Below are 19085 nucleotides of genomic sequence, written 5' to 3' on the forward strand. Positions count from 1 at the left end.
GCTACTTCCCTGCGCGGACAAAGCCGCCCAAACCAAGAGACTCGAGCTTCATAGTTAAAACTTTTCGCACTTGGTCTGGATGCTTTGCATTTAGTGCTTGGGTCAAAATAACCTGCAAAACTTTACTTTCAAGATTCCGGACAATCCATCTTATCTTGTCTAAGTTATGCTCACTCATACTTAACGTGCGGTATCCCATGGAAAGTAACAAAATAGCACCACCGGGGTCCCCAGCTAACTCACCACAGACACTCACTGGCTTACCTAATTTTTGACACGTTTCAACAATATCCTGCAAAGCGTTGAGCACCGCCGGATGGTACGCCTCATAAAGCTGTGCAACCCGCGGGTTGTTACGGTCGACGGCAAGCATATATTGAGTTAAGTCGTTGGTACCCACCGAGAAGAAGTCCACTCTGCGGGCTATCGCTTCGAGTTGATAAAGTACCGCGGGCACTTCAATCATCACCCCCAACTCTGGGCGATTAACCGTAGATTTAGGATGTTGCTGCACCCATTCGTTGCGCACTTCAAAGTAAGCCTGGTTGATCAAACGAGCAGCTTCGTCGACCTCCTCTACTGACGTAATCATCGGTAATAGGATTTTCAAATTGTCGTAGCCAATATTAGCTCTAATCATGGCGCGAACTTGAACCAAGAAAATTTCTGGGTGGTCTAGCGTCATACGTATGCCGCGCCAACCTAGAAATGGATTTTCCTCGCTAATCGGAAAGTAAGGTAAAGGTTTATCACCGCCAACATCTAACGTACGCATGACTACCGGCACTTTCGGGTAATGCTCAAACACTTCTCTGTACAAGTCATATTGCTCTGACTCAGTAGGAAAGCGTTCACGCATCATGAAAGGTATTTCCGTGCGGTACAAACCAATGCCTTGGTGCTCACCGCACAACTTCCCATGGTCAACATTCAGCCCTGCATTAATTTGCAACGAAATAGCCAAACCGTCTTTCGTTTCTGCCTTTTTATGACGGTGTTGCGCTACTGTTTCAGAAAGCTCTTGCTCTTCAAGCTGCAAGTTTTGGTATTCAGCAACCACTTGCGAAGGAGGGTTAACGAAAATTTCACCGCTGTATCCATCAACGATAAGGTATTGTTCTTCAAAGTACGAAAGAGGTACATCTTCAATACCAAATACCGCGGCAATGCCCATACTTCGTGCCATTATAGCTGCATGGCTATTGGCTGAACCTCTCAATGAAATCAGCCCTTGCAAGCGGTTGCGCGGTATTTCCGCCAACATACTCGCGGTCACCTCTTCAGCCACCAAAATGCACGAGTCGGGAATTTCATTGTGTATTTTTTTGCGGTCTTTCAAGTGACCTAAAATGCGTTCACCAAGGTCGCGAACGTCTACCGCACGCTCTCGTAAATAAGCGTCGTCTAAATCTTCAAACTGAGACACGAAACCGTCTACAGCCATTTTCACCGCGGTTTGCGCCCGCCAACCTTCTTTGATCTTCTCTTCAACCGCATTACCTAAACTGGTTGCGTCGAGTAAGCCTTGGTAAACATCAAAAATAGCTAGCGTATCGTCGGCAACATAATCTGCAACTTGCTCAGCAAGCCTTTTAAGCTCTTGACGAGTGAGTAGAACGGCTTTTCTAAACCTATGTATTTCCCGCCACGGCGTTTCCGTTCTGCGAGGAACTATAGAACGCAAACTTGCGATAGGTCGGCCAACGTATGGCTCTCCAAGAGCTACACCTGGAGCTCCAGGAATAGCTTTAAGTTTTTTCAACCACGGAGACTGCGGATCAGCAATTAACCCCTTCGCCTCAGCATGCGCAATAACGGCAGCCAACTGCGCCGCTAAAGTTACAACAAAAGACTCTTCCTCACCGGTAAACGCTCGGGCTTCCACTTGTTGAACAGCGAGCACACCAAGTACTTTACGTTGGTGAATGATAGGAGCAACCAACATGGCTCGATAAGCCGTTTCGTTGACTTCTTTAACCAATTTAAAGTTAGGGTGGGTTGTTGCGTTAGCTAGGTTTAATGGTTCTTCCCGCTGCGCCGCTAAACTTATAAGGCCCTCGCCATAAGCAAGGGTGATGCGCTTTCCTTTCGGGATAGTTAACCCGTCGGACGCCATCAATACAAATTCGCGTTGTTCGGGGTCTGCTAGGTATACAGAGCAAACGTCGCTACCTAAAGCTGCTTTTACGCTGCGCACCATAGTGTTCAGCGCCACATCAAATTCGGGCGCTTGGTTAACTGACTCCACGATACGCTGCAGTGTAATGAGCATTATGAACGCCTACGTTTGCGCTTAAACCTTTTATTTTTAAATGGCATAACTACCGGCGCAAATTCTTTCATGACGCGACGATAAACGTCTCGCTTAAAAGAAACAACTTGCCTCACTGGGTACCAATAACTTACCCAGCGCCAGCCATCAAATTCGGGGTGGCTTGACTGCAAAACATCCACATCAGATTCGGAACATTTCAGTTTAAGTAGGAACCATTTTTGTTTTTGGCCAATACACAAAGGTTTTTGCCCTTTGCGTACCATTCGTTTCGGTAACCGGTACCGAAACCAATTGCGGCTAGTGTAAACCAGCTCAACTTGCTCTTTTTTTAACCCTACTTCTTCAAAAAGCTCTCTGTACATCGCCTGCTCTGGAGATTCGCCGTCGTCTATTCCACCTTGTGGAAACTGCCAACTTTGTTGTCCAAATCGACGTGCCCAGAAAATCTGACCGTGCTCGTTGCAAATCACTATGCCGACATTTGATCGATAACCCTCGGCATCTATCACTTGAGCATCCTCAATAAATCTCTATTAATAACGATTCTTCCACAAAGTGAGCATATCAGCAAACACCGATACACAACTTGTAGCAATTTTCTGACCCCGTTAACATATACTTTTCAGACTATTGAACTAGGCATTCATGACCTCTTTATCCATTCCCTCTGGTGCACCGCGAACAGAACAAGAGCTTTTGGCTCGCGCTCATGCAATTGCCGGCTATTCATTACGTCAGCTAGCAACAATTGCCGAATGGCAAACGCCAACGTCGTTGCGCCATGCCAAAGGCTGGGCTGGGCAATTGATTGAGCTATTTTTAGGTGCCACGGCGGGGTCTAGGCCAGAGCAAGACTTTCCTGAGCTTCGTATTGAGCTCAAAACCATTCCAGTAGACGAACTCGGTGCTCCGTTAGAAACCACCTACGTATGTATTGCCCCACTTCTCAATTTAAACGGTGTAACTTGGGAGCAGAGTAATGTTCGAAACAAATTGCAGCGCGTACTGTGGCTACCCATTGACGGCCGCCGTGAGATTCCTCCTGGGGAAAGAGTTGTAGGGCACCCTATTTTATGGACACCCAACGAGATTGAAGAAAATATATTGCGGCAAGACTGGGAAGAGTTAACCGATATGGTGGTATTGGGCCAAGTTGAGGCTATTACAGCTAGAGTTGGAACCGCGTTGCAAATCCGACCGAAAGCAGCAAACGGAAAAGCGCTCACCCAAGCTATAGGTCCAAATGGCGGTTATATTCAAACTAGGCCAAGGGGTTATTACTTAAAGAAACAATATACGGCTGCTATTTTACACCGCGCGTTAGGAGAGCATAATGAATAATCGAGACTGCCCGTATTGTCGACGAATCCGATGGACTCTAATTTGGGCAGTCATTATGTTTGCCGTGTATTTTTGGCTGTTCTGAACTAACTTAAGCAGCGCGAAACCCTGTTGGGATATGAGCAGCTTCGATATGAGGTTTGGCGAAATAAAAACCTTGCATCAGTTCAATGCCTAAGTCGATCAAAGCGTTCTTCTCACCTTCAGTTTCAATGCCTTCAGCAATGGGTGTTATGTCAAGATCATTTGCTACGGTAAGTACACCTTTCACGATCGATCTTTTCACTTTGTCGGTGTCGATATTACGAATCAGGTTCATATCTATTTTCAGAAGATCAGGCTGAAAATCTGAAAGCATATTCAAGCCTGCATAGCCTTCGCCAAAGTCATCAATGGCCGTCAAAAAGCCGTGTTCTTTATAGGTCTTAAAAACTTCCTTGAGCAGAGCCTTATTCTCGATTTTCTCGTGCTCTGTCACTTCAAAAATAATGTTTTCTCGAGGAAACTTCACACGGTTTGCGGTTTCCAGAGTTCTTGCTAAGCACGTTTCTGGCTCGTAAATCGCGTTTGGTAGAAAATTTATACTCACTCGGCTTGGCAGTTTTACTTTAGAAGCCGTTTCAATCGCTGTCATGCGGCATTGCTGGTCAAAAGAATAGATCATTTCGTCGGTGACTTTCCCGATAACCTCTCCTGCGCCTTCGCCATTTGCTCCACGCACTAAAGCTTCATGAGCATAAAGCGTTTGCTCACGCACATTTACGATAGGCTGAAACGCCATTTTTATATCGAAACCAAGCTTTTTGTAACATTGGCAAGTATTGCAGACCGCCATTTTCCCTCCTAAGCTAACGTTATTCGTTTAGCTTAGCTTAACGTGATAAAAGTATCCTTTATAGAGATATTTATTGCATATTGGATCACATTCGCTGTAAAAAGCGCACTATTAAAAACTGCTTTTAAAGTACAAGGATTAACATCGTGCAAGCTCTTCCCACAATAGGTTGGCGTGAATGGCTTTCGTTACCTGAATTAGGTATCGAAAACATTAAAGCAAAAGTCGACACGGGCGCCAAAACTTCATGTTTACACGCCTTTAAGCTTGAACCTTTTGAAAAGAACGGTGAACGCTGGTTGAAAATTTGGGTACATCCGATTCAAGACAGTTTAGAAGAGCATGTTTGTGAGGCTCGAATTGTAGAACAAAGAAATGTAACCGATTCAGGCGGACACATTGAAGAGCGTTACGTTATTGAAACTACCGTACATGCAGGCTCTGTTAGCTTCCCGGCGGAGTTAACCTTAACTAACAGAGACTCCATGAAGTTTCGAATGCTACTCGGTCGACAAGCTATGAATGGAAGGTTTATTGTTAATCCACAAGAATCATTTTTATTGGGAGAGAATTAATGCGCATTGCGATTCTATCGAGAAATAGGAAGCTCTACTCGACAAGACGCCTCATTGAAGCTGCTGAAGAACGTGGTCATGAAGTTCATGTTCTAGACCCGCTGCACTGTTATATGAATATCAATGCTAAAGAGCCTTCAATTCATATGCGCGGCAAAGAACTACCCGAGTTTGACGCAATTATTCCGCGTATTGGTGCAAGCATTACATTTTACGGGACAGCCGTTTTACGCCAATTTGAGATGATGGGCGTATATCCCGTCAACGAGTCTGTGGCCATTAGCCGTAGCCGCGATAAATTGCGCTCATTGCAACTACTGTCAAGAAAAGGCATTGGCTTACCCGTAACAGGCTTCGCCTCTAAACCAGCAGACATTCCAGACCTTATCGACATGGTTGGCGGTTCTCCGTTAGTAATTAAGTTGCTGGAAGGTACGCAAGGTATAGGCGTTGTTTTAGCGGAAACCCGAAAAGCCGCAGAGAGTGTTATCGAAGCGTTTATGGGATTAAATGCACACTTTATGGTGCAAGAATACATTAAGGAATCTGGTGGTGCCGATATTCGCTGCTTCGTTCTAGGCGATAAAGTTGTTGCAGCTATGAAACGTCAGGCCAAGCCGGGAGAGTTCCGGTCAAACCTGCATCGTGGAGGTAGTGCCACACTCGTAAAATTAAGTTCAGCAGAGCGTGCTACAGCAGTTAAAGCAGCCAAAACTATGGGACTTAATGTTGCAGGTGTAGATATTTTACGCTCTAACCACGGGCCTTTAGTTATGGAAGTTAACTCTTCGCCAGGTTTAGAAGGTATTGAGTCTGCAACGGAAAAGGACGTAGCAGGTCAAATCATTAGCTTTATCGAGAAAAACGCGAAGTCTCATAAAACTAGAACGAAAGGAAAAGGCTAAAAATGGCGAAAGTTCGTCAACAACCTTATGAACTGGCAGAGCACACCATTCAACCCGGTACTCGCTGCGCAATTCACTTACCAGCGGCGAGGCTATACAACGACACTGCATTAGACCTTCACGTAGAGGTTTTTCACGGTGTAAAGCCGGGCCCGACTTTGCTCGTTTGTGCGGCAATTCATGGTGACGAATTAAACGGCATAGAAATTTGCCGGCGGTTAATGGACGTCATCGACCCGGGTCAGCTTGCTGGCACACTTTTAGTGGTGCCGGTTGTTAATATGTTTGGGTTCATTCAACGTTCTCGCTATTTACCCGACCGCCGCGACCTAAACCGCTGTTTTCCCGGCTCTGAACGTGGCGCCCTAGGTAGCCGACTCGCGCATATCATTAACACGTCTCTGGTGGAGCGCGCGACGCACATTATTGACCTTCATACGGGCGCGGTGCATCGCAGCAACTTACCGCAAATTAGGGTCAATGTTGAAAGTGAAATTGCGGTTCAAATGGCTGAAGCGTTTAACTCACCCGTCATTTTAAACTCAAAGAATGTAGAGGGAACTCTTCGCTCTCAATGCTCAGAGCTGGGTATTCCTCTAATTTTGTATGAAGCAGGTGAAGCATTGCGTTTCGACTTTGCAGCCATTCGAGCTGGCTTAAATGGCGTAACCAATGTCATGAAAATGCTTAAAATGATGAAAGGCCGCCGCACCCGAAAAAAAGTTACTCCGGTCTTCGCGCAGCGTTCAGTTTGGGTGCGCAGTGAGAGTGACGGCTTAGTTCTTAGCCGCGTAGAGCTTGGGCAAAGTGTATCTCGAAATCAGATTTTAGCTGAGGTGGTAGCGCCGCACGAGTCAGAAACGACCGTGATCACTTCACCTGTCACCGGTATTATTATCGGTATCAGCAACATTCCCATCGCAAATGAAGGAGAAGCACTCTTTAATATCGCCTGCTTCGATAAATCAGAGATTCCTACCGCTTCAGAAATGGTGGACACCTTTGTTGAAGCTTACCCTACCGATCCACTGTAACCTTCAAGTGTATAAAAAATCTGCCGATAAAGTCATAAACGGTTTATAGTACCTTTTAAACAGTTAGCAGTATTTAGTAAGAATTTCACGACAAAAGGTTACAAAGTATGCCGTCAAGCGTACAAAGCGAACGTGAACATTTGTTCTACGAACAGTATAAGAATTCACCAAGCCTAGTGCGCGCCTGGTTGCGCCAAGGAACACCTGACCAAGCAAACGAAGTGTACGAAATATTCCACGCCATTAAAGGCGTAAGCGATATTTTAGGTTTTACTCGACTAGGTACTTTAGCCACCAGAGTATGTACACACAAAGAATTGCCCCCCAAGGACGAGGTCACCGCAGCTCTAGAAGAATTAGAACGTACGTTAGAAACTATTGAAAAAATAATAGATTCATCGAACAATGATGAGTATGAAAAAATGAAACAGTTAATTAGGCAGCGAAATATTTCAGCCCTCAAACTTGCCCACCAATGGCAAGCAAGTTTTGGCGCAAAAAATATACCAGAAGGCCTCCGCCAACTTGTAAGTTGCTTAGAGAGTTTCGACTTTAAGGCCGCGTCAGCGTATCTTAAAGACTATCCGAACCTAAACAAAAATAATAATAACTAGGTTCACTTGGGGGTGGGTTATTAAAGCCATAAAGTTTAGCGAAAAGAAGTCCGAAGTTTTTATTGATATCCCCAGAGTTTTCGATGTGGAGCGCTTAACCACGCATGCTTTGGAAAAAATGTTTCGAGCCTCCGACGTAAAAGACATCAAGCTTATCGACGATATTTGGACAAGTCTTCCTGAAGCATTTGAGGCAGGGTTGCTTGATGCACCTGAAAAATGGGTATCTATTAAAATAGGCGATCGCCAGAACGCCAGCCTTACCTTCAAAATTAGCGACGACAAAATGGAAGCAGAAGCAATTGTGACTGCTCCATACGGCGGTGTTTCCTTTTCCACAGAGCAAGTGCTTAACTACCTCCGCAATGCGCATATAACCAACGGCATTCGCAAAAAAGCCATCGAACAAATTGTCATTCATACCAAAGAGGCACCTCCCGGAGCTCTGCTTACCATTACCATCGCTCGTGGCAGACAGCCAAGAAATGGAGTAGACGCCAAGTTTAAACCGTTAGTAGAAGATGCTCGCCAACGTGTTTTAAAACCTCAATCTAAAGACCAGCACAGAGTTGATATGCGGGATCTCGGCTCTGTTGTGTCCGTAAAAGAAGGTGTAGAAATTTTAGAGCGCATTCCACCCAAACCAGGCAGGCCAGGGGTTACGGTTACAGGTGACACTTTAAAAGCAGAAGACGGTAAAGATCAGCAAATAAAGGCTGGGAAAGGCACCGAAATTAGCAAAAAGAACCCTAACCGTTTAGTTGCCACAGTTACAGGCATGCCCTCTTTCGTAGACAACAGTTGTAGCGTTGATGACGTTCTAGCGCTCAAAGGAGTAGATGTAAGTACGGGACATATCGACTTTGACGGTTCGGTATTCGTCAACGGAAACGTAACCCCTGGTATGAGAGTTTTCGCTGAGGGAGACGTCACTGTAAATGGATACGTAGACTCTGCGAACATTCGTGCAAAAGGAAATATTACCGTTACCAAAGGCGTTATAGGGCATCAAAGGGACCCGGAACTGTTAGATGAAGATGGAAATTATCCAAGTCACTCCACACGCATTGTTGCCGACGGGTCTATTTGGCTGAACTACTCCCAGTATGCGACGCTTATTCCGCAACACGGATTGTTCGTAGAAAAACAGCTTACTCATTGCCAAGTTATAACGCCTGGAAAGATTCACATTGGCGGAGAAGGGAGTGCCGCGAATGGTAAAGTTATTGGTGGTCAGCTGGAAATTGCAGACGACGTTTTCGTCGGGCAGCTTGGGGCTCCTGCAGGAACTAGAACTCGTGTGTTATTTAACGTAGAAGCAACAGCCCCAGCGAATCTAGAAGAACAGCTGGAGTTGGCAGACAAGTTGGCTAAACTAGTGACTCAGAAGAAAAAGTTACTCAAGGCTAAAGAAAAGTTCCTCGAACAACCTAAAGCCTTTAAGAAAGGGTTTGGAAAAGCACTACAAAAGGCATTACAGCGCGTACAACATGAAATTATGATGTCCAAAAATCGCCTTGAATTTCTTCATAGCCAGGAAGTGCAGCATAATCCTATTCGGGTTAGAGTTAACAAGGTAACTCATGTTGGGGCCGAGTTTTTGTTTAACGAAAAAGCACAACGACTGCATGAGCCTCGAGGACCAAGTACCATTTTATTGAAAGAAGGCAAGATTAAGTTTGAGTGATTCAAAGACTTTTGATCACTCAACAGAGATATATATGAAAGATAAACAGTCCCTAGCCAGTTGGAACCTTATTTCCCGAATTCATTTTTTTGAGCAATATCCAAATACCCTTGTTGTTAACCCCCCTGCCGAAGCTCAATTACCAAGCTCAATCTCAGCATGGCATTTCTATGCACACGCAATTTTTCAGAGCCGGTCCAACAGCTATATTGGTGCTCAACCACCAAATGTAGAAGAACAAGAGTCTATTCTTGTTTTCCTCCCTAAAGAAAAGAAGCTTTGTAATTACATTTTTGAGGCCTTGCAAAGCGTTAGCCAACACGGAACACAACTCTATATTGTCGGTAGCAAAGATTCTGGCGCTAAGTCTTGGGCTAAGAAGCAAGTAGGAAACTGGTCTGCCTTTCAAAAAACACAGAGTGGCAATCATTGTCAGGTACTTTGCGCCGAGTACCTCGCAAACGAACCTAGAAAAGACTCGTGGATAGAAAAAAACTTGAGTGTCACGGATGTTACGCTCGGGAAAACTCAATTGAGTTTGTCGTTTCTTCCAGGTGTATTCAGTCAAGACAAATTAGATCTTGGAACAAAATTGCTTCTCGAAAAGTTACCCTCAAGCATTTCTGGTGATGTTCTCGACTTTGGCTGCGGCAGCGGTGTAATTAGTCAGTTTTTGCTAAGTACACAATCAGAACGACAAGGCTCTATCAATAGCATGCATTTATGCGACCTTAATGCTTTTGCGATAGAGGCCAGTAAACACACCCTAAAAAGGTTTAATGCAAGCTGTTCGTTTTATCTCGATGACGGTATTCCTGCTAACCTCCCCAAGGTTGACTGGATTATCTCAAATCCTCCTTTTCATCAGGGCAAGTCTACTAATTACGAGATAGCGACACAGTTTATTCTCAAAGCCAAGAGCCACCTTAAAGCTAACGGAAAGGTGCTTCTTGTTTTTAACCAGTTCTTACCGTGGGAAAGGCTACTCGCCGAGCAATTCAAACGAATATCGGTTATTGCTCAGAATAAATCTTTCAAAGTGGTTACTGCTGAATAAGTTGGCTTGTCATTGGCACTATTGAGACATAAGATGAAGTATTGAATTGGGGGAGAATGGTTACACTAGCCATGGTAAAAGGAACATCAATCAAACAGGGGCTTTTGCTTACAGTTATATTAGTAACTGGGCTCGCTGTTGCGCTTTCCTCCACGATAAATTTGCTCATTCAATCTCGCAACTACGAGGCGTCTTTAATAGAGCGCGCCGAAGCGAACATAGAAATTCTAACTGTTACCGTTGCTCAAGCACTCAGTGAAAACAACAGCGCACTCGCTGACAACATTCTTTCCGGGTTACAACAGACAAACTTCATAACCCATGCACATTTATATCGTTATGTTTCGACCACCGACCGTATCGATTTTTTCACTAGCTATAATCGGTCAGATTTACCCCCATTACCGAATCGAGCGAATAATATTGAAGACTACACGCAAGCAACCACTGCTTCTGGAAGTATAGAAATTGCTCGTCCAATCTATAATCCAGATCACCAACTATTGGGTTATATGTATATCAGGGCTTCTTTGAGTGAATTAAATAATTACATTTGGAAAGCGAGTACCTACGCTTTTGCTAGCTTTGCCCTGAGTTTGTTGATTGCAGGAATATTGTCGAATGTATTACGCCGATATCTGATGCGTCCCCTGATAGAGGTGAACGAAGTTGCGCGGCAAATCAATCAAACGAGAAACTACGATTTACGCCTCCCACCAGCGGAGCTTTTAGAGATCGACCATTTCAGTGCGAGCATGAATAAGGTACTCGACAAACTACAATTGCTCATGAGGAAAGCTAGGGAGAGCGATTTAGAGCACCACAATGTTGTTGAAGACTTAGAGAGTAAAATTCAACAACGCACAAGTGCGTTACGCACAGCAAACCAAGAGTTAGTAGACACCCTCGAGCAGTTACACTCAACGCAGAATAAGCGTTTAGAAACCGAACGGCTGGCAGCCATGAGTAACATGGTTGCTGGAATAGCACATGAAATAAATACGCCTGTTGGTTTAAGCGTTACAGCAGCGAGCTTAATCGAAGACAAGCTAGAAGAACTCCAAGGTCAACTTGAAGAAGGTAATAAAGAGAAGCTGAATGCTATTTACGCGGAATTTGTGAACAACATCAATATAGTACAGCGCAATTTAAAACGTGCAGGAGAGCTTATTGGTAGCTTCCGCAGCCTAGCCTTTGAACATGCTAAAGAAGAGCCCTCTGTCATTTACCTAGAGCAATTCGGCAACATTATGGTCGACCGACTCAGTCCTTTGCTGAAAAATCCAGAGAAGTGCAAAATTGAACTAAGTACAGACGACTCCATTATTAAAATACGCCGCCACCCATTAGAAGGCATTTTAACTGAGTTGCTTGAAAACGCGATTTACCACGGTTTTAAAAATAAAGACCATGGCATTATCGATTTACGTTTACACGTGAAAGAAGGAAAGCTACTCATTCAGTGCCACGACAACGGTGTGGGGATGAGCGAAGAAATTCAGAAGCGTATTTTTGAACCTTTTATGACCTCAAGCCGCTCGTCAGGACACCCTGGATTAGGTATGCATCTAGTTTATAACTTGGTTACCCAACTGTTAAAAGGTAAAATATCTTGCACTAGCGTTGCCGATCAAGGTACGAAATTTGATATAGAAATTCCGGTCCAAGTAGAAGAATAAAATTAAAATAATATGCAGTTAAGCTTGCATTAAAGGGTTGCAAAAACATATTCTTATACATTGGAAACAAAATAACTACATTGAGTACAATGCATAACAGCGAGCCCACGGAAGCAAATATGAACGTAAAACTCCTGATAGTAGAAGACGAGGTTGTAACCCGCCAGACACTCTCACGCTTATTTCAGCAAGAGGGATATGAGGTGTTCGACGCTGCAGACGGACGGCAAATGGAACATATAATGGCGCAGCAAGCCATTGACATTATTATCATGGACGTGAATTTACCTGGCCAAAGTGGTCTTGAGTTAGCAGAGTCGTTACGTGAACAAAACAACATTGGGTTAATTTTCTTAACAGGGCGTGACAGTGAAGACGACCGTCTTCTCGCACTCGAGCTTGGTGCTGACGATTATCTGATTAAGCCTTACAACCCAAGAGAACTCACTATCCGCGTAAGAAATTTGGCGCGCCGCATTGAGCAAATCAATACTCCTCAAGAATTCTCAGTAGAAGGGAGTCGGCAGTACCATTTCTCAAATTGGGTTTTAGACTGCGACAGCCGCTGCTTGTACTCGCCAGAGAAGAAGATTTTCCGGTTGCCGAAAAGTGAATTCAGAGCGCTTGAGCTGTTCCTTACTCACCCTGGGAAAATCCACGACCGCGAGACATTAGTACGTAAAATGCTCGACCGTGAGCTACGCCCAAATGACAGAACTGTTGATGTGGCAATTAGACGTATTCGGAGACACTTTGAGTCTCACCCGGACACGCCTAACTTGATTACCACAATTCATGGTGAAGGTTATCGCTTTGTGGGCGACGTAGAAGTTAAGGTAGCTTCATAGAGGCTACCGCTTTCCTTCCAGCCAAGAAGCTAGTGCCTCTGTGTCCTCTTTGTAGTTTGAGTCCCATTTCTGCATGACTTGGTCGGCTTCCGGCCAGCTCCAAGCTTCTTTCTCTAAGTACTCCATATGCTCAGCTAGTCTTGAGAAGCCTAGCGAGCGACAAGCTCCTTTTATCTTATGAGCTTGCTTTCGCAAACCACCTGAGTCTTTTGCGTCCTTGCAAGTGTCAAGTTCTTCAATATATTCCGGCATTACCACAACAAAAGACTTATAGCTGTCTTGAATTCCCTCTTTACCCAGGATCGTTAAATACTGCTCGATCAGGTGAGTATCTAAATTATTCATGCCTTTCCTAATTCATCAAAAAAAACGCTAACGTCAATCGACGGATCCGTAAGCTGAATTGATCCGTAATGGGTGAAGTTATGATAACCTGTCACAATTAAAAATGCAGTAGACAGGTCTTCGATTAAGGCGAACGCCACAGACCACAGGTTAAATAGATTATGTATAAAGAGCCAGACCAGCATAGCGGAGTTGCACAAAGCATGACATCTTCAATGCCAGATATCGCCAGTCATACAAAAACGGCGCACGTAGGAACATTAGACTGGGTGGGGATGAGTGAAATAGAAATGCCGTTAATGTTTGTGGACAATGGTGAAACCACCCGTGTAGGCGCACGCGTTGACGCATTTGTAAGCTTAGATAAAGAAGAGGCTAAAGGCATTCATATGTCTCGGCTCTATTTGGCACTAGAAGCCCTTTCAGCCGAAGGAGAAGTGACACCAGAAGGCATCAAAAAGTTACTTGAGACCTTCATCGAAACGCATGCTGATCTCAGCGACAACGCTATGGTGGCCATTCGTTTTGATCATCATTTACGCCGTAACGCGCTACTTTCTGGTAAACAAGGCTGGAAAGCATACCCGGTTGAAATTAAGGGAGAGATGAGAAGCGGCAAGTTCCACTGTGACGTTTCAGTAGATGTTACCTACTCCTCAACCTGTCCATGCTCTGCTGCATTAGCGCGCCAGCTCATCCAAGAGGCGTTCCGAGATAAGTTTGCTCAAGAACAAGTGAGTACTGAAACGGTTGCTGAATGGTTGGGTAGCCAACAAGGCATTGTTGCTACACCTCACAGTCAGCGTTCAATTGCTGAAATTAAAGTACGACTTAATGAGCAAGCAGACAGTTTTCTGGTTCAACAGCTTATCGACGAAGCAGAAGCCCAACTGAAAACTCCCGTTCAAGCCGCCGTAAAGCGCGAAGATGAGCAGGAGTTTGCTCGTTTGAATGGTCAAAACAACATGTTTTGTGAAGACGCAGGCAGAATCCTGAAAAAGGCTTTGAATGAACATAAAGCTGTTGCAGACTTCAGAGTACGCATTAACCACTATGAGTCTTTACACGCCCATGACGCCGTAAGCATTGTCACCAAAGGCGTACCGAACGGGTTCACTGCATAATTTAAATTTTCGATAATTCTGGCAAGCAGTTTGCATTAAGTTTCAGAGAGTGGCGCCTTAAGGTAAGGCGTCAGGAAACTGACACTGAGGTTAACTGTTATGGAAATTGTGCTCATTCTTTTTATTGTTGCTTTAATTGCTGTGGCAATACTTGCGGCAAGAGTTTCTGAAAACTTTGCACCCTATCCTTACAAGAAACGCCAAGAAAACTTTTTCTCTGTCACGGAAGATTCGTTTCTTTCATTACTCGAATCGGCATGTGGCAACCAGTACCGTATTTTCACTAAAGTACGTTTAGGTGACGTTATTAGCGTTCGTGAAAAAGGTCTTTCTGCAGGCGCGAAACGCGACGCCAATCAGAAAATAAATGCGCGTGTTTTAGACTTCGTGCTTTGCGATAAAAATTCAATGCGCATTTCTGCAGTGATCGAACTAGAACCTACGGAGCCTTCACACGCGCAAATGAAACGTAATTGGTTCCTGAAGAACTCACTTGCCGCGGCAGGCGTTCCATTTATGCGATTTAAAGCACGTCCTGGTTATCGCGCTGCAGAGCTTGGTGAATTTATTCAAACCAAGCTTAGACAAAATGATTATGTTCGCGCTGCAGGGCCTCGTCCTCGTGACGTAGAAGATAGTGACGTTGCTATTGCAAGCTGATAACCTGTTGTGAAGAGCACAACAGGCGAGTTTTATGATTGACCTATTAGGGCCTGCTTCTGCAGGCCTTTTTACATTATGGGTAATAGCAATTGTAGTTGTAGAGTGGGTGCTACCCATTCCAACCCGCATGCACCCGTTGTGGATTCTTCACCAAAGTGCAAAACGTTTAGCGCAAAAGGTTCACCCGAATAAACCACGCTCTCGTTCTCAGCAACGGATATCGGGACTTATGGCAACCGTGCTGGTTTGGCTACTTATTGTTGGCTCTATTTCTTTATTTTATGCGTTAGCCGACCTGAAGCAGCTATTGGGACTTCTTCTCCTATTTTTCTTGCTGGGTAGCCAACCTTGGCGTCAAGAACGCAAGGTTATTCTCCATGCGGCCTCTCGAAAAATGCTCAAGATAGCGCGCGCAAGGCTTGCACGTTGGCTTAATCGGGACTGCAGTCACCTCACAGAGTTTGGCGTTCAAAAGGCTGTTTTTGAACAATCGGCGAAGAATCATTTTCATGGTTGGGCTGGAACCTTATTCTGGTTTGTCTTGTTAGGTCCTATCGGCGCTCTGAATTTCCGAGTGTTATATGAGCTTTCTCGCGCTTGGCCGCAACACTTACCTGGCTGGCACGACTTCGGCTTTGTCGCTACTCAACTATTCAGAATTTTTAATGCCCCTCCCGCGTTGTTATTTAGAGCAGTACTCACGATTTTCGCTTGGGTAACAAAACGTAGACCTAAAAAAAGCAAGTGGTCTGGTTCTGAATCACAGCTTCTTTATGGCCAAGAGTGCTCGCTATTTTCGCTGGTTGCAGCAGTAACCGACGCACCGCTAGGAGGACCGATAAAGTACCAAGGGGAAACCATTACGAGACCGCGATGGGGTACACAAAAGTTGCGAGCTAAGGAAAATTATGTCGCTATTTTTCGTCACTTTGCGCTGTTACAAATCACCTGGTTGATAGCCTTATCTCCGCTTTTGCTGTTTTCAGATTTACTGCTCACTAGGTAATCACCAATTAGCGTCGATCCCACGACGTGCTTCAGGTATAATTCGCGGTTCGATTAAATTAATTTTGCATTTTGTTATGAAAAAATACCATGTAACGGGCGTTGGTAACGCACTGGTTGATCGTGAATACCAAGTATCAGACAGTTTTTTAGAGCGCTATCAAGTTGAGAAAAGCATCATGACGCTACTTGACGAAGCGCAACAGCAGTTGCTGTTAGGTGAGCTCAACAAGGAATTTAAAATTGAGAAACGTGTCGGCGGTGGTTCAGCTGCAAACAGTCTTGTTGCCCTTAGCCAGTTTGGCGGTCAAGCGTTCTACTGCTGTAAAGTCGCAAACGACGAAGACGGTATTTTTTATCGCAAAGACTTACAAGCTGCTGGCGTAGACACACACCTACACGAACAAGACAACGACGGTCATACTGGTAAGTGCGTAGTCATGGTAACTCCGGACGCGGAACGTACCATGTGTACCTTTCTAGGTATCACTATCGATTTTTCCCACGACGAGCTGAAAGAAGAAGCTATCAAAGATAGCGAATACCTTTACATTGAGGGTTACCTAGCTACTTCAGAAATTGCCCGAGACGCGGTGAAGTCTGCTCGCAAAGCTGCTGAAAGTGCAAATACAAAAATTGCACTTACGTTTTCAGACTCATCAATGGTTAAGTATTTTAAAGAAGGCTTAGACGAATTTCTTACGCCGGGCGTAGACGTACTTTTCTGTAACCGTGAAGAAGCTGAAATTTACACAGGTAAAGATAGTCAAGAAGAAGCAATGAACGAGCTTCTTAAATACGCAAAACAGGTTGTGGTCACGCAAGGTAAAGAAGGTGCGTTGATCGGAACCCAAGAAAAGCGCGTAAAAGTTCCGGGGTTTCCAGTAAAAGCAATTGATACAAATGGCGCAGGCGACATGTTCGCAGGGGCCTACTTGTATGCGGTTACTCAAGGTTGGGGCATAGCAAAGGCAGGCACATTAGCAAGCCGCGCAGCGGCCGAGGTGGTCACCCATTATGGTCCGCGTTTACCTGCTCAAACCCACGAAGACATTTTGCAAGAATTGGCGCCTGCACAAGCAGAGCGCGTGTAACTTATTAACTTAGGAATAATCATGACTCATCAAGATTACAAAGTTGCTGATATCAGCCTTGCCGATTACGGTCGTAAAGAAATTTCTATCGCCGAATCTGAAATGCCGGCGCTCATGAAAATTCGCAAAAAATATGCGCAAAGCAAACCGCTTGCGGGTGCGAAAATTATCGGCTGCATTCACATGACGATTCAAACAGCGGTGCTGATTGAAACGTTAATTGAACTTGGTGCAGAAGTACGTTGGTCTTCGTGCAATATATTTTCTACCCAAGACCACGCAGCAGCGGCTATAGCCGAAGCGGGTATTCCGGTGTTCGCTTGGAAAGGTGAAACTGAAGAAGAATACGAGTGGTGTTTAGAGCAAACCTGTTTGAAAGACGGTAAGCCTTGGGACGCCAACATGATTCTAGACGACGGTGGTGACCTCACGTTGCTTATGCACGAGCGTTACCCTGAAATGTTAGACCACATTCATGGCATCACAGAAGAGACAACGACCGGCGTTCACCGTTTACTCGAAATGTTGAAGAAAGGAACGCTTAAAGTTCCTGCAATCAACGTGAACGACTCTGTAACCAAGTCTAAGAATGACAACAAATACGGCTGCCGTCACTCATTAAACGACGCTATCAAGCGTGCAACAGACCACCTATTGTCAGGTAAAAAGGCCCTTGTTGTGGGCTACGGTGACGTAGGTAAAGGTTCTGCAGCAAGCCTTCGCCAAGAAGGCATGGTCGTTAAGGTGACTGAGGTTGACCCTATTTGTGCGATGCAAGCATGCATGGACGGCTATGAAGTTGTGTCTCCTTACATCGGCGGCAACAACACAGGTAATGGCGAAAGCATTAATACTGAATTACTTGCGCAAACTGACCTTATCGTGACCACAACCGGTAACGTCAACGTATGTGATCAATACATGCTAAGCGCACTTAAAAATGGTGCTGTTGTATGTAACATTGGTCACTTCGATAACGAAATCGACACGGCGTTCATGCGTAAAAATTGGCGTTGGGACGAAGTGAAGCCGCAAGTGCATCAAATTTTCCGTTCAGACAGTAAAGACGATTATTTAATTCTTCTTGCTGAGGGACGCTTAGTTAACTTAGGTAACGCAACAGGGCACCCAAGTCGCATTATGGACGGCTCTTTCGCCAACCAAGTATTGGCTCAAATTCACTTGTTCGAACAAGGGTATGCAAGCCTTTCTGATGCAGACAAAGCCGCTAAACTTACTGTTGAAGTATTGCCTAAGCAACTCGACGAAGAAGTAGCGAAATACATGGTTGAAGGTTTTGGCGGCGTGTTAACGAAAATGACGTCACAGCAAGCTGACTACATTGGTGTAGCTGTTGAAGGTCCTTACAAACCTGAAACCTACCGCTATTAATCGACAAGGAACGTTATGGAAAACTCTCAATTAATTTTCAGACCAATGACGGCAGCCGACGAAACGGCTGTCGTTAAGCTTGCGAATGAAGTTCATGGAGACAATTATTTGTCTCCTGAGAGTTTCCGTGACTACCTGAAAAAAGGCACCACTCAAGACGGAAGGAATCTGAATTGGTTGGCCTTCATGGACGAAGAGCTAGTTGGCATACGCCTTACATTTGCTGCGGGCAACTGGGACGTCGATGAATGGTGCTCTCCTTCGGAATGGAACATCCCTGCTGACAAACTATGCTATTTTAAATGTGCCGCGGTATCAGAAAAGAGCCAAGGCCGCGGTGTTGGCAAAGGTCTTTTATACCACGCTATTGTTGAAGCTGTAGGTTCTGGCTGTCACGGTGGTTTAGCTCATATTTGGCGCCAAAGCCCGAATAACAGTGCCTTCCAGTATTTCTCAAAATGCGGTGGCGAGTTAGTAAAAGACCACCCAGACCGTTGGTTGTCTGCATCACTTAACGATGGCTATTACTGCCCAGTATGTGACGGCACATGCTACTGTGTTGCTGCTGAAATGATTCTCCCATTCGCGAATATAAGGTTGGTGTCTGTATAG

The 19085-nt window shown here is 44.9% G+C and carries 19 protein-coding genes; 15 read left to right on the forward strand and 4 right to left on the reverse strand.

Annotated features, from left to right (window positions below; translation table 11 throughout):
* Position 1: 1 nt before the first annotated feature.
* Both ptsP and rppH read right to left on the reverse strand, forming a co-directional pair.
* Positions 2-2272: a phosphoenolpyruvate--protein phosphotransferase gene (gene ptsP, locus DQX04_RS06600; protein ID WP_111915113.1), complete on the reverse strand. Its 2271-nt coding sequence runs from the start codon at positions 2270-2272 to the stop codon at positions 2-4.
* On the reverse strand, positions 2272-2784 hold the full coding sequence (gene rppH, locus DQX04_RS06605; RefSeq protein ID WP_111915114.1) for an RNA pyrophosphohydrolase: 513 nt from the start codon (positions 2782-2784) through the stop codon (positions 2272-2274). The genes ptsP and rppH overlap by 1 nt, the downstream gene beginning before the upstream one ends.
* A gap of 136 nt (positions 2785-2920) precedes the next feature.
* Here rppH and mutH point away from each other — a divergent pair, with 136 nt between their 5' ends.
* Positions 2921-3616, forward strand: a complete 696-nt coding sequence (mutH, locus tag DQX04_RS06610; RefSeq protein WP_207801091.1) for a DNA mismatch repair endonuclease MutH — start codon at positions 2921-2923, stop codon at positions 3614-3616.
* A gap of 91 nt (positions 3617-3707) precedes the next feature.
* On the opposite strand, the gene DQX04_RS06615 is transcribed toward mutH, so the two are convergent.
* The gene (locus tag DQX04_RS06615) at positions 3708-4451 is read right to left on the reverse strand and encodes an EAL domain-containing protein (RefSeq protein ID WP_111915115.1); all 744 of its coding nucleotides are present in this window, start codon (positions 4449-4451) and stop codon (positions 3708-3710) included.
* A 146-nt stretch (positions 4452-4597) separates the two neighbouring features.
* Here DQX04_RS06615 and DQX04_RS06620 point away from each other — a divergent pair, with 146 nt between their 5' ends.
* From DQX04_RS06620 to arcA, 8 genes are all read left to right on the forward strand, one after another.
* Positions 4598-5026 carry an ATP-dependent zinc protease gene (locus DQX04_RS06620; RefSeq protein WP_111915116.1) on the forward strand — a complete coding sequence of 143 codons (429 nt, stop codon included), beginning with the start codon at positions 4598-4600 and terminating at the stop codon, positions 5024-5026.
* Entirely contained in the window at positions 5026-5931 is a 906-nt protein-coding gene (gene rimK / locus DQX04_RS06625; protein WP_111915117.1) for a 30S ribosomal protein S6--L-glutamate ligase, read from the forward strand. The genes DQX04_RS06620 and rimK overlap by 1 nt, the downstream gene beginning before the upstream one ends.
* Before the next feature lie 2 nt (positions 5932-5933).
* Complete coding sequence (locus DQX04_RS06630; protein ID WP_111915118.1) at positions 5934-6965, forward strand: succinylglutamate desuccinylase/aspartoacylase family protein; 1032 nt, start codon at positions 5934-5936, stop codon at positions 6963-6965.
* A 107-nt stretch (positions 6966-7072) separates the two neighbouring features.
* Positions 7073-7579 carry an Hpt domain-containing protein gene (locus tag DQX04_RS06635; protein ID WP_111915119.1) on the forward strand — a complete coding sequence of 169 codons (507 nt, stop codon included), beginning with the start codon at positions 7073-7075 and terminating at the stop codon, positions 7577-7579.
* Between the two features lie 118 nt (positions 7580-7697).
* The gene (locus DQX04_RS06640) at positions 7698-9266 is read left to right on the forward strand and encodes a DUF342 domain-containing protein (protein WP_126266345.1); all 1569 of its coding nucleotides are present in this window, start codon (positions 7698-7700) and stop codon (positions 9264-9266) included.
* A 34-nt stretch (positions 9267-9300) separates the two neighbouring features.
* A complete protein-coding gene (locus DQX04_RS06645) occupies positions 9301-10323 on the forward strand; it encodes a methyltransferase (RefSeq protein WP_111915121.1) in 1023 nt (340 codons plus the stop codon).
* Between the two features lie 56 nt (positions 10324-10379).
* Positions 10380-12002, forward strand: a complete 1623-nt coding sequence (locus DQX04_RS06650; protein ID WP_111915122.1) for a HAMP domain-containing sensor histidine kinase — start codon at positions 10380-10382, stop codon at positions 12000-12002.
* Between the two features lie 119 nt (positions 12003-12121).
* Positions 12122-12850 (forward strand): two-component system response regulator ArcA, encoded by a 729-nt coding sequence (arcA, locus tag DQX04_RS06655; protein ID WP_111915123.1) that lies wholly within the window; start codon positions 12122-12124, stop codon positions 12848-12850.
* A 3-nt stretch (positions 12851-12853) separates the two neighbouring features.
* Here the strand turns inward: arcA and DQX04_RS06660 are convergent, their stop codons facing one another.
* Positions 12854-13195 carry an Hpt domain-containing protein gene (locus DQX04_RS06660; protein ID WP_111915124.1) on the reverse strand — a complete coding sequence of 114 codons (342 nt, stop codon included), beginning with the start codon at positions 13193-13195 and terminating at the stop codon, positions 12854-12856.
* A gap of 203 nt (positions 13196-13398) precedes the next feature.
* On the opposite strand from DQX04_RS06660, the gene folE2 reads away from it, so the two are divergent.
* The 6 genes from folE2 to DQX04_RS06690 all read left to right on the forward strand — a co-directional run bounded on the left by folE2 (position 13399) and on the right by DQX04_RS06690 (position 19085).
* Positions 13399-14319 carry a GTP cyclohydrolase FolE2 gene (folE2, locus tag DQX04_RS06665; RefSeq protein ID WP_111915660.1) on the forward strand — a complete coding sequence of 307 codons (921 nt, stop codon included), beginning with the start codon at positions 13399-13401 and terminating at the stop codon, positions 14317-14319.
* Between the two features lie 99 nt (positions 14320-14418).
* Positions 14419-14979 carry a DUF2726 domain-containing protein gene (locus DQX04_RS06670; protein ID WP_111915125.1) on the forward strand — a complete coding sequence of 187 codons (561 nt, stop codon included), beginning with the start codon at positions 14419-14421 and terminating at the stop codon, positions 14977-14979.
* A gap of 34 nt (positions 14980-15013) precedes the next feature.
* On the forward strand, positions 15014-15988 hold the full coding sequence (locus DQX04_RS06675; RefSeq protein ID WP_111915126.1) for a cobalamin biosynthesis protein: 975 nt from the start codon (positions 15014-15016) through the stop codon (positions 15986-15988).
* A 76-nt stretch (positions 15989-16064) separates the two neighbouring features.
* The gene (locus DQX04_RS06680; RefSeq protein WP_111915661.1) at positions 16065-17081 is read left to right on the forward strand and encodes an adenosine kinase; all 1017 of its coding nucleotides are present in this window, start codon (positions 16065-16067) and stop codon (positions 17079-17081) included.
* A 21-nt stretch (positions 17082-17102) separates the two neighbouring features.
* Positions 17103-18473 carry an adenosylhomocysteinase gene (ahcY, locus tag DQX04_RS06685; protein WP_111915127.1) on the forward strand — a complete coding sequence of 457 codons (1371 nt, stop codon included), beginning with the start codon at positions 17103-17105 and terminating at the stop codon, positions 18471-18473.
* 15 nt (positions 18474-18488) lie between these two features.
* The gene (locus DQX04_RS06690) at positions 18489-19085 is read left to right on the forward strand and encodes a GNAT family N-acetyltransferase (protein WP_111915128.1); all 597 of its coding nucleotides are present in this window, start codon (positions 18489-18491) and stop codon (positions 19083-19085) included.

Origin of the sequence: Aliidiomarina sp. B3213 (assembly GCF_003290085.1) — a bacterium.
Lineage (GTDB): Bacteria > Pseudomonadota > Gammaproteobacteria > Enterobacterales > Alteromonadaceae > Aliidiomarina.

What these genes read in the sequence shown, in the direction of transcription:
- ptsP (WP_111915113.1), bottom strand. Translation starts at nt 2,272, where the DNA reads ATGCTCATTACACTGCAGCGTATCGTGGAGTCAGTTAACCAAGCGCCC.
- DQX04_RS06670 (WP_111915125.1), top strand. Translation starts at nt 14,419, where the DNA reads ATGGAAATTGTGCTCATTCTTTTTATTGTTGCTTTAATTGCTGTGGCA.
- ahcY (WP_111915127.1), top strand. Translation starts at nt 17,103, where the DNA reads ATGACTCATCAAGATTACAAAGTTGCTGATATCAGCCTTGCCGATTAC.
- DQX04_RS06615 (WP_111915115.1), bottom strand. Translation starts at nt 4,451, where the DNA reads ATGGCGGTCTGCAATACTTGCCAATGTTACAAAAAGCTTGGTTTCGAT.
- DQX04_RS06630 (WP_111915118.1), top strand. Translation starts at nt 5,934, where the DNA reads ATGGCGAAAGTTCGTCAACAACCTTATGAACTGGCAGAGCACACCATT.
- DQX04_RS06645 (WP_111915121.1), top strand. Translation starts at nt 9,301, where the DNA reads ATGAAAGATAAACAGTCCCTAGCCAGTTGGAACCTTATTTCCCGAATT.
- DQX04_RS06675 (WP_111915126.1), top strand. Translation starts at nt 15,014, where the DNA reads ATGATTGACCTATTAGGGCCTGCTTCTGCAGGCCTTTTTACATTATGG.
- DQX04_RS06660 (WP_111915124.1), bottom strand. Translation starts at nt 13,195, where the DNA reads ATGAATAATTTAGATACTCACCTGATCGAGCAGTATTTAACGATCCTG.
- DQX04_RS06680 (WP_111915661.1), top strand. Translation starts at nt 16,065, where the DNA reads ATGAAAAAATACCATGTAACGGGCGTTGGTAACGCACTGGTTGATCGT.
- DQX04_RS06650 (WP_111915122.1), top strand. Translation starts at nt 10,380, where the DNA reads ATGGTTACACTAGCCATGGTAAAAGGAACATCAATCAAACAGGGGCTT.
- DQX04_RS06640 (WP_126266345.1), top strand. Translation starts at nt 7,698, where the DNA reads ATGTTTCGAGCCTCCGACGTAAAAGACATCAAGCTTATCGACGATATT.
- DQX04_RS06635 (WP_111915119.1), top strand. Translation starts at nt 7,073, where the DNA reads ATGCCGTCAAGCGTACAAAGCGAACGTGAACATTTGTTCTACGAACAG.
- folE2 (WP_111915660.1), top strand. Translation starts at nt 13,399, where the DNA reads ATGACATCTTCAATGCCAGATATCGCCAGTCATACAAAAACGGCGCAC.
- mutH (WP_207801091.1), top strand. Translation starts at nt 2,921, where the DNA reads ATGACCTCTTTATCCATTCCCTCTGGTGCACCGCGAACAGAACAAGAG.
- arcA (WP_111915123.1), top strand. Translation starts at nt 12,122, where the DNA reads ATGAACGTAAAACTCCTGATAGTAGAAGACGAGGTTGTAACCCGCCAG.
- rimK (WP_111915117.1), top strand. Translation starts at nt 5,026, where the DNA reads ATGCGCATTGCGATTCTATCGAGAAATAGGAAGCTCTACTCGACAAGA.
- DQX04_RS06690 (WP_111915128.1), top strand. Translation starts at nt 18,489, where the DNA reads ATGGAAAACTCTCAATTAATTTTCAGACCAATGACGGCAGCCGACGAA.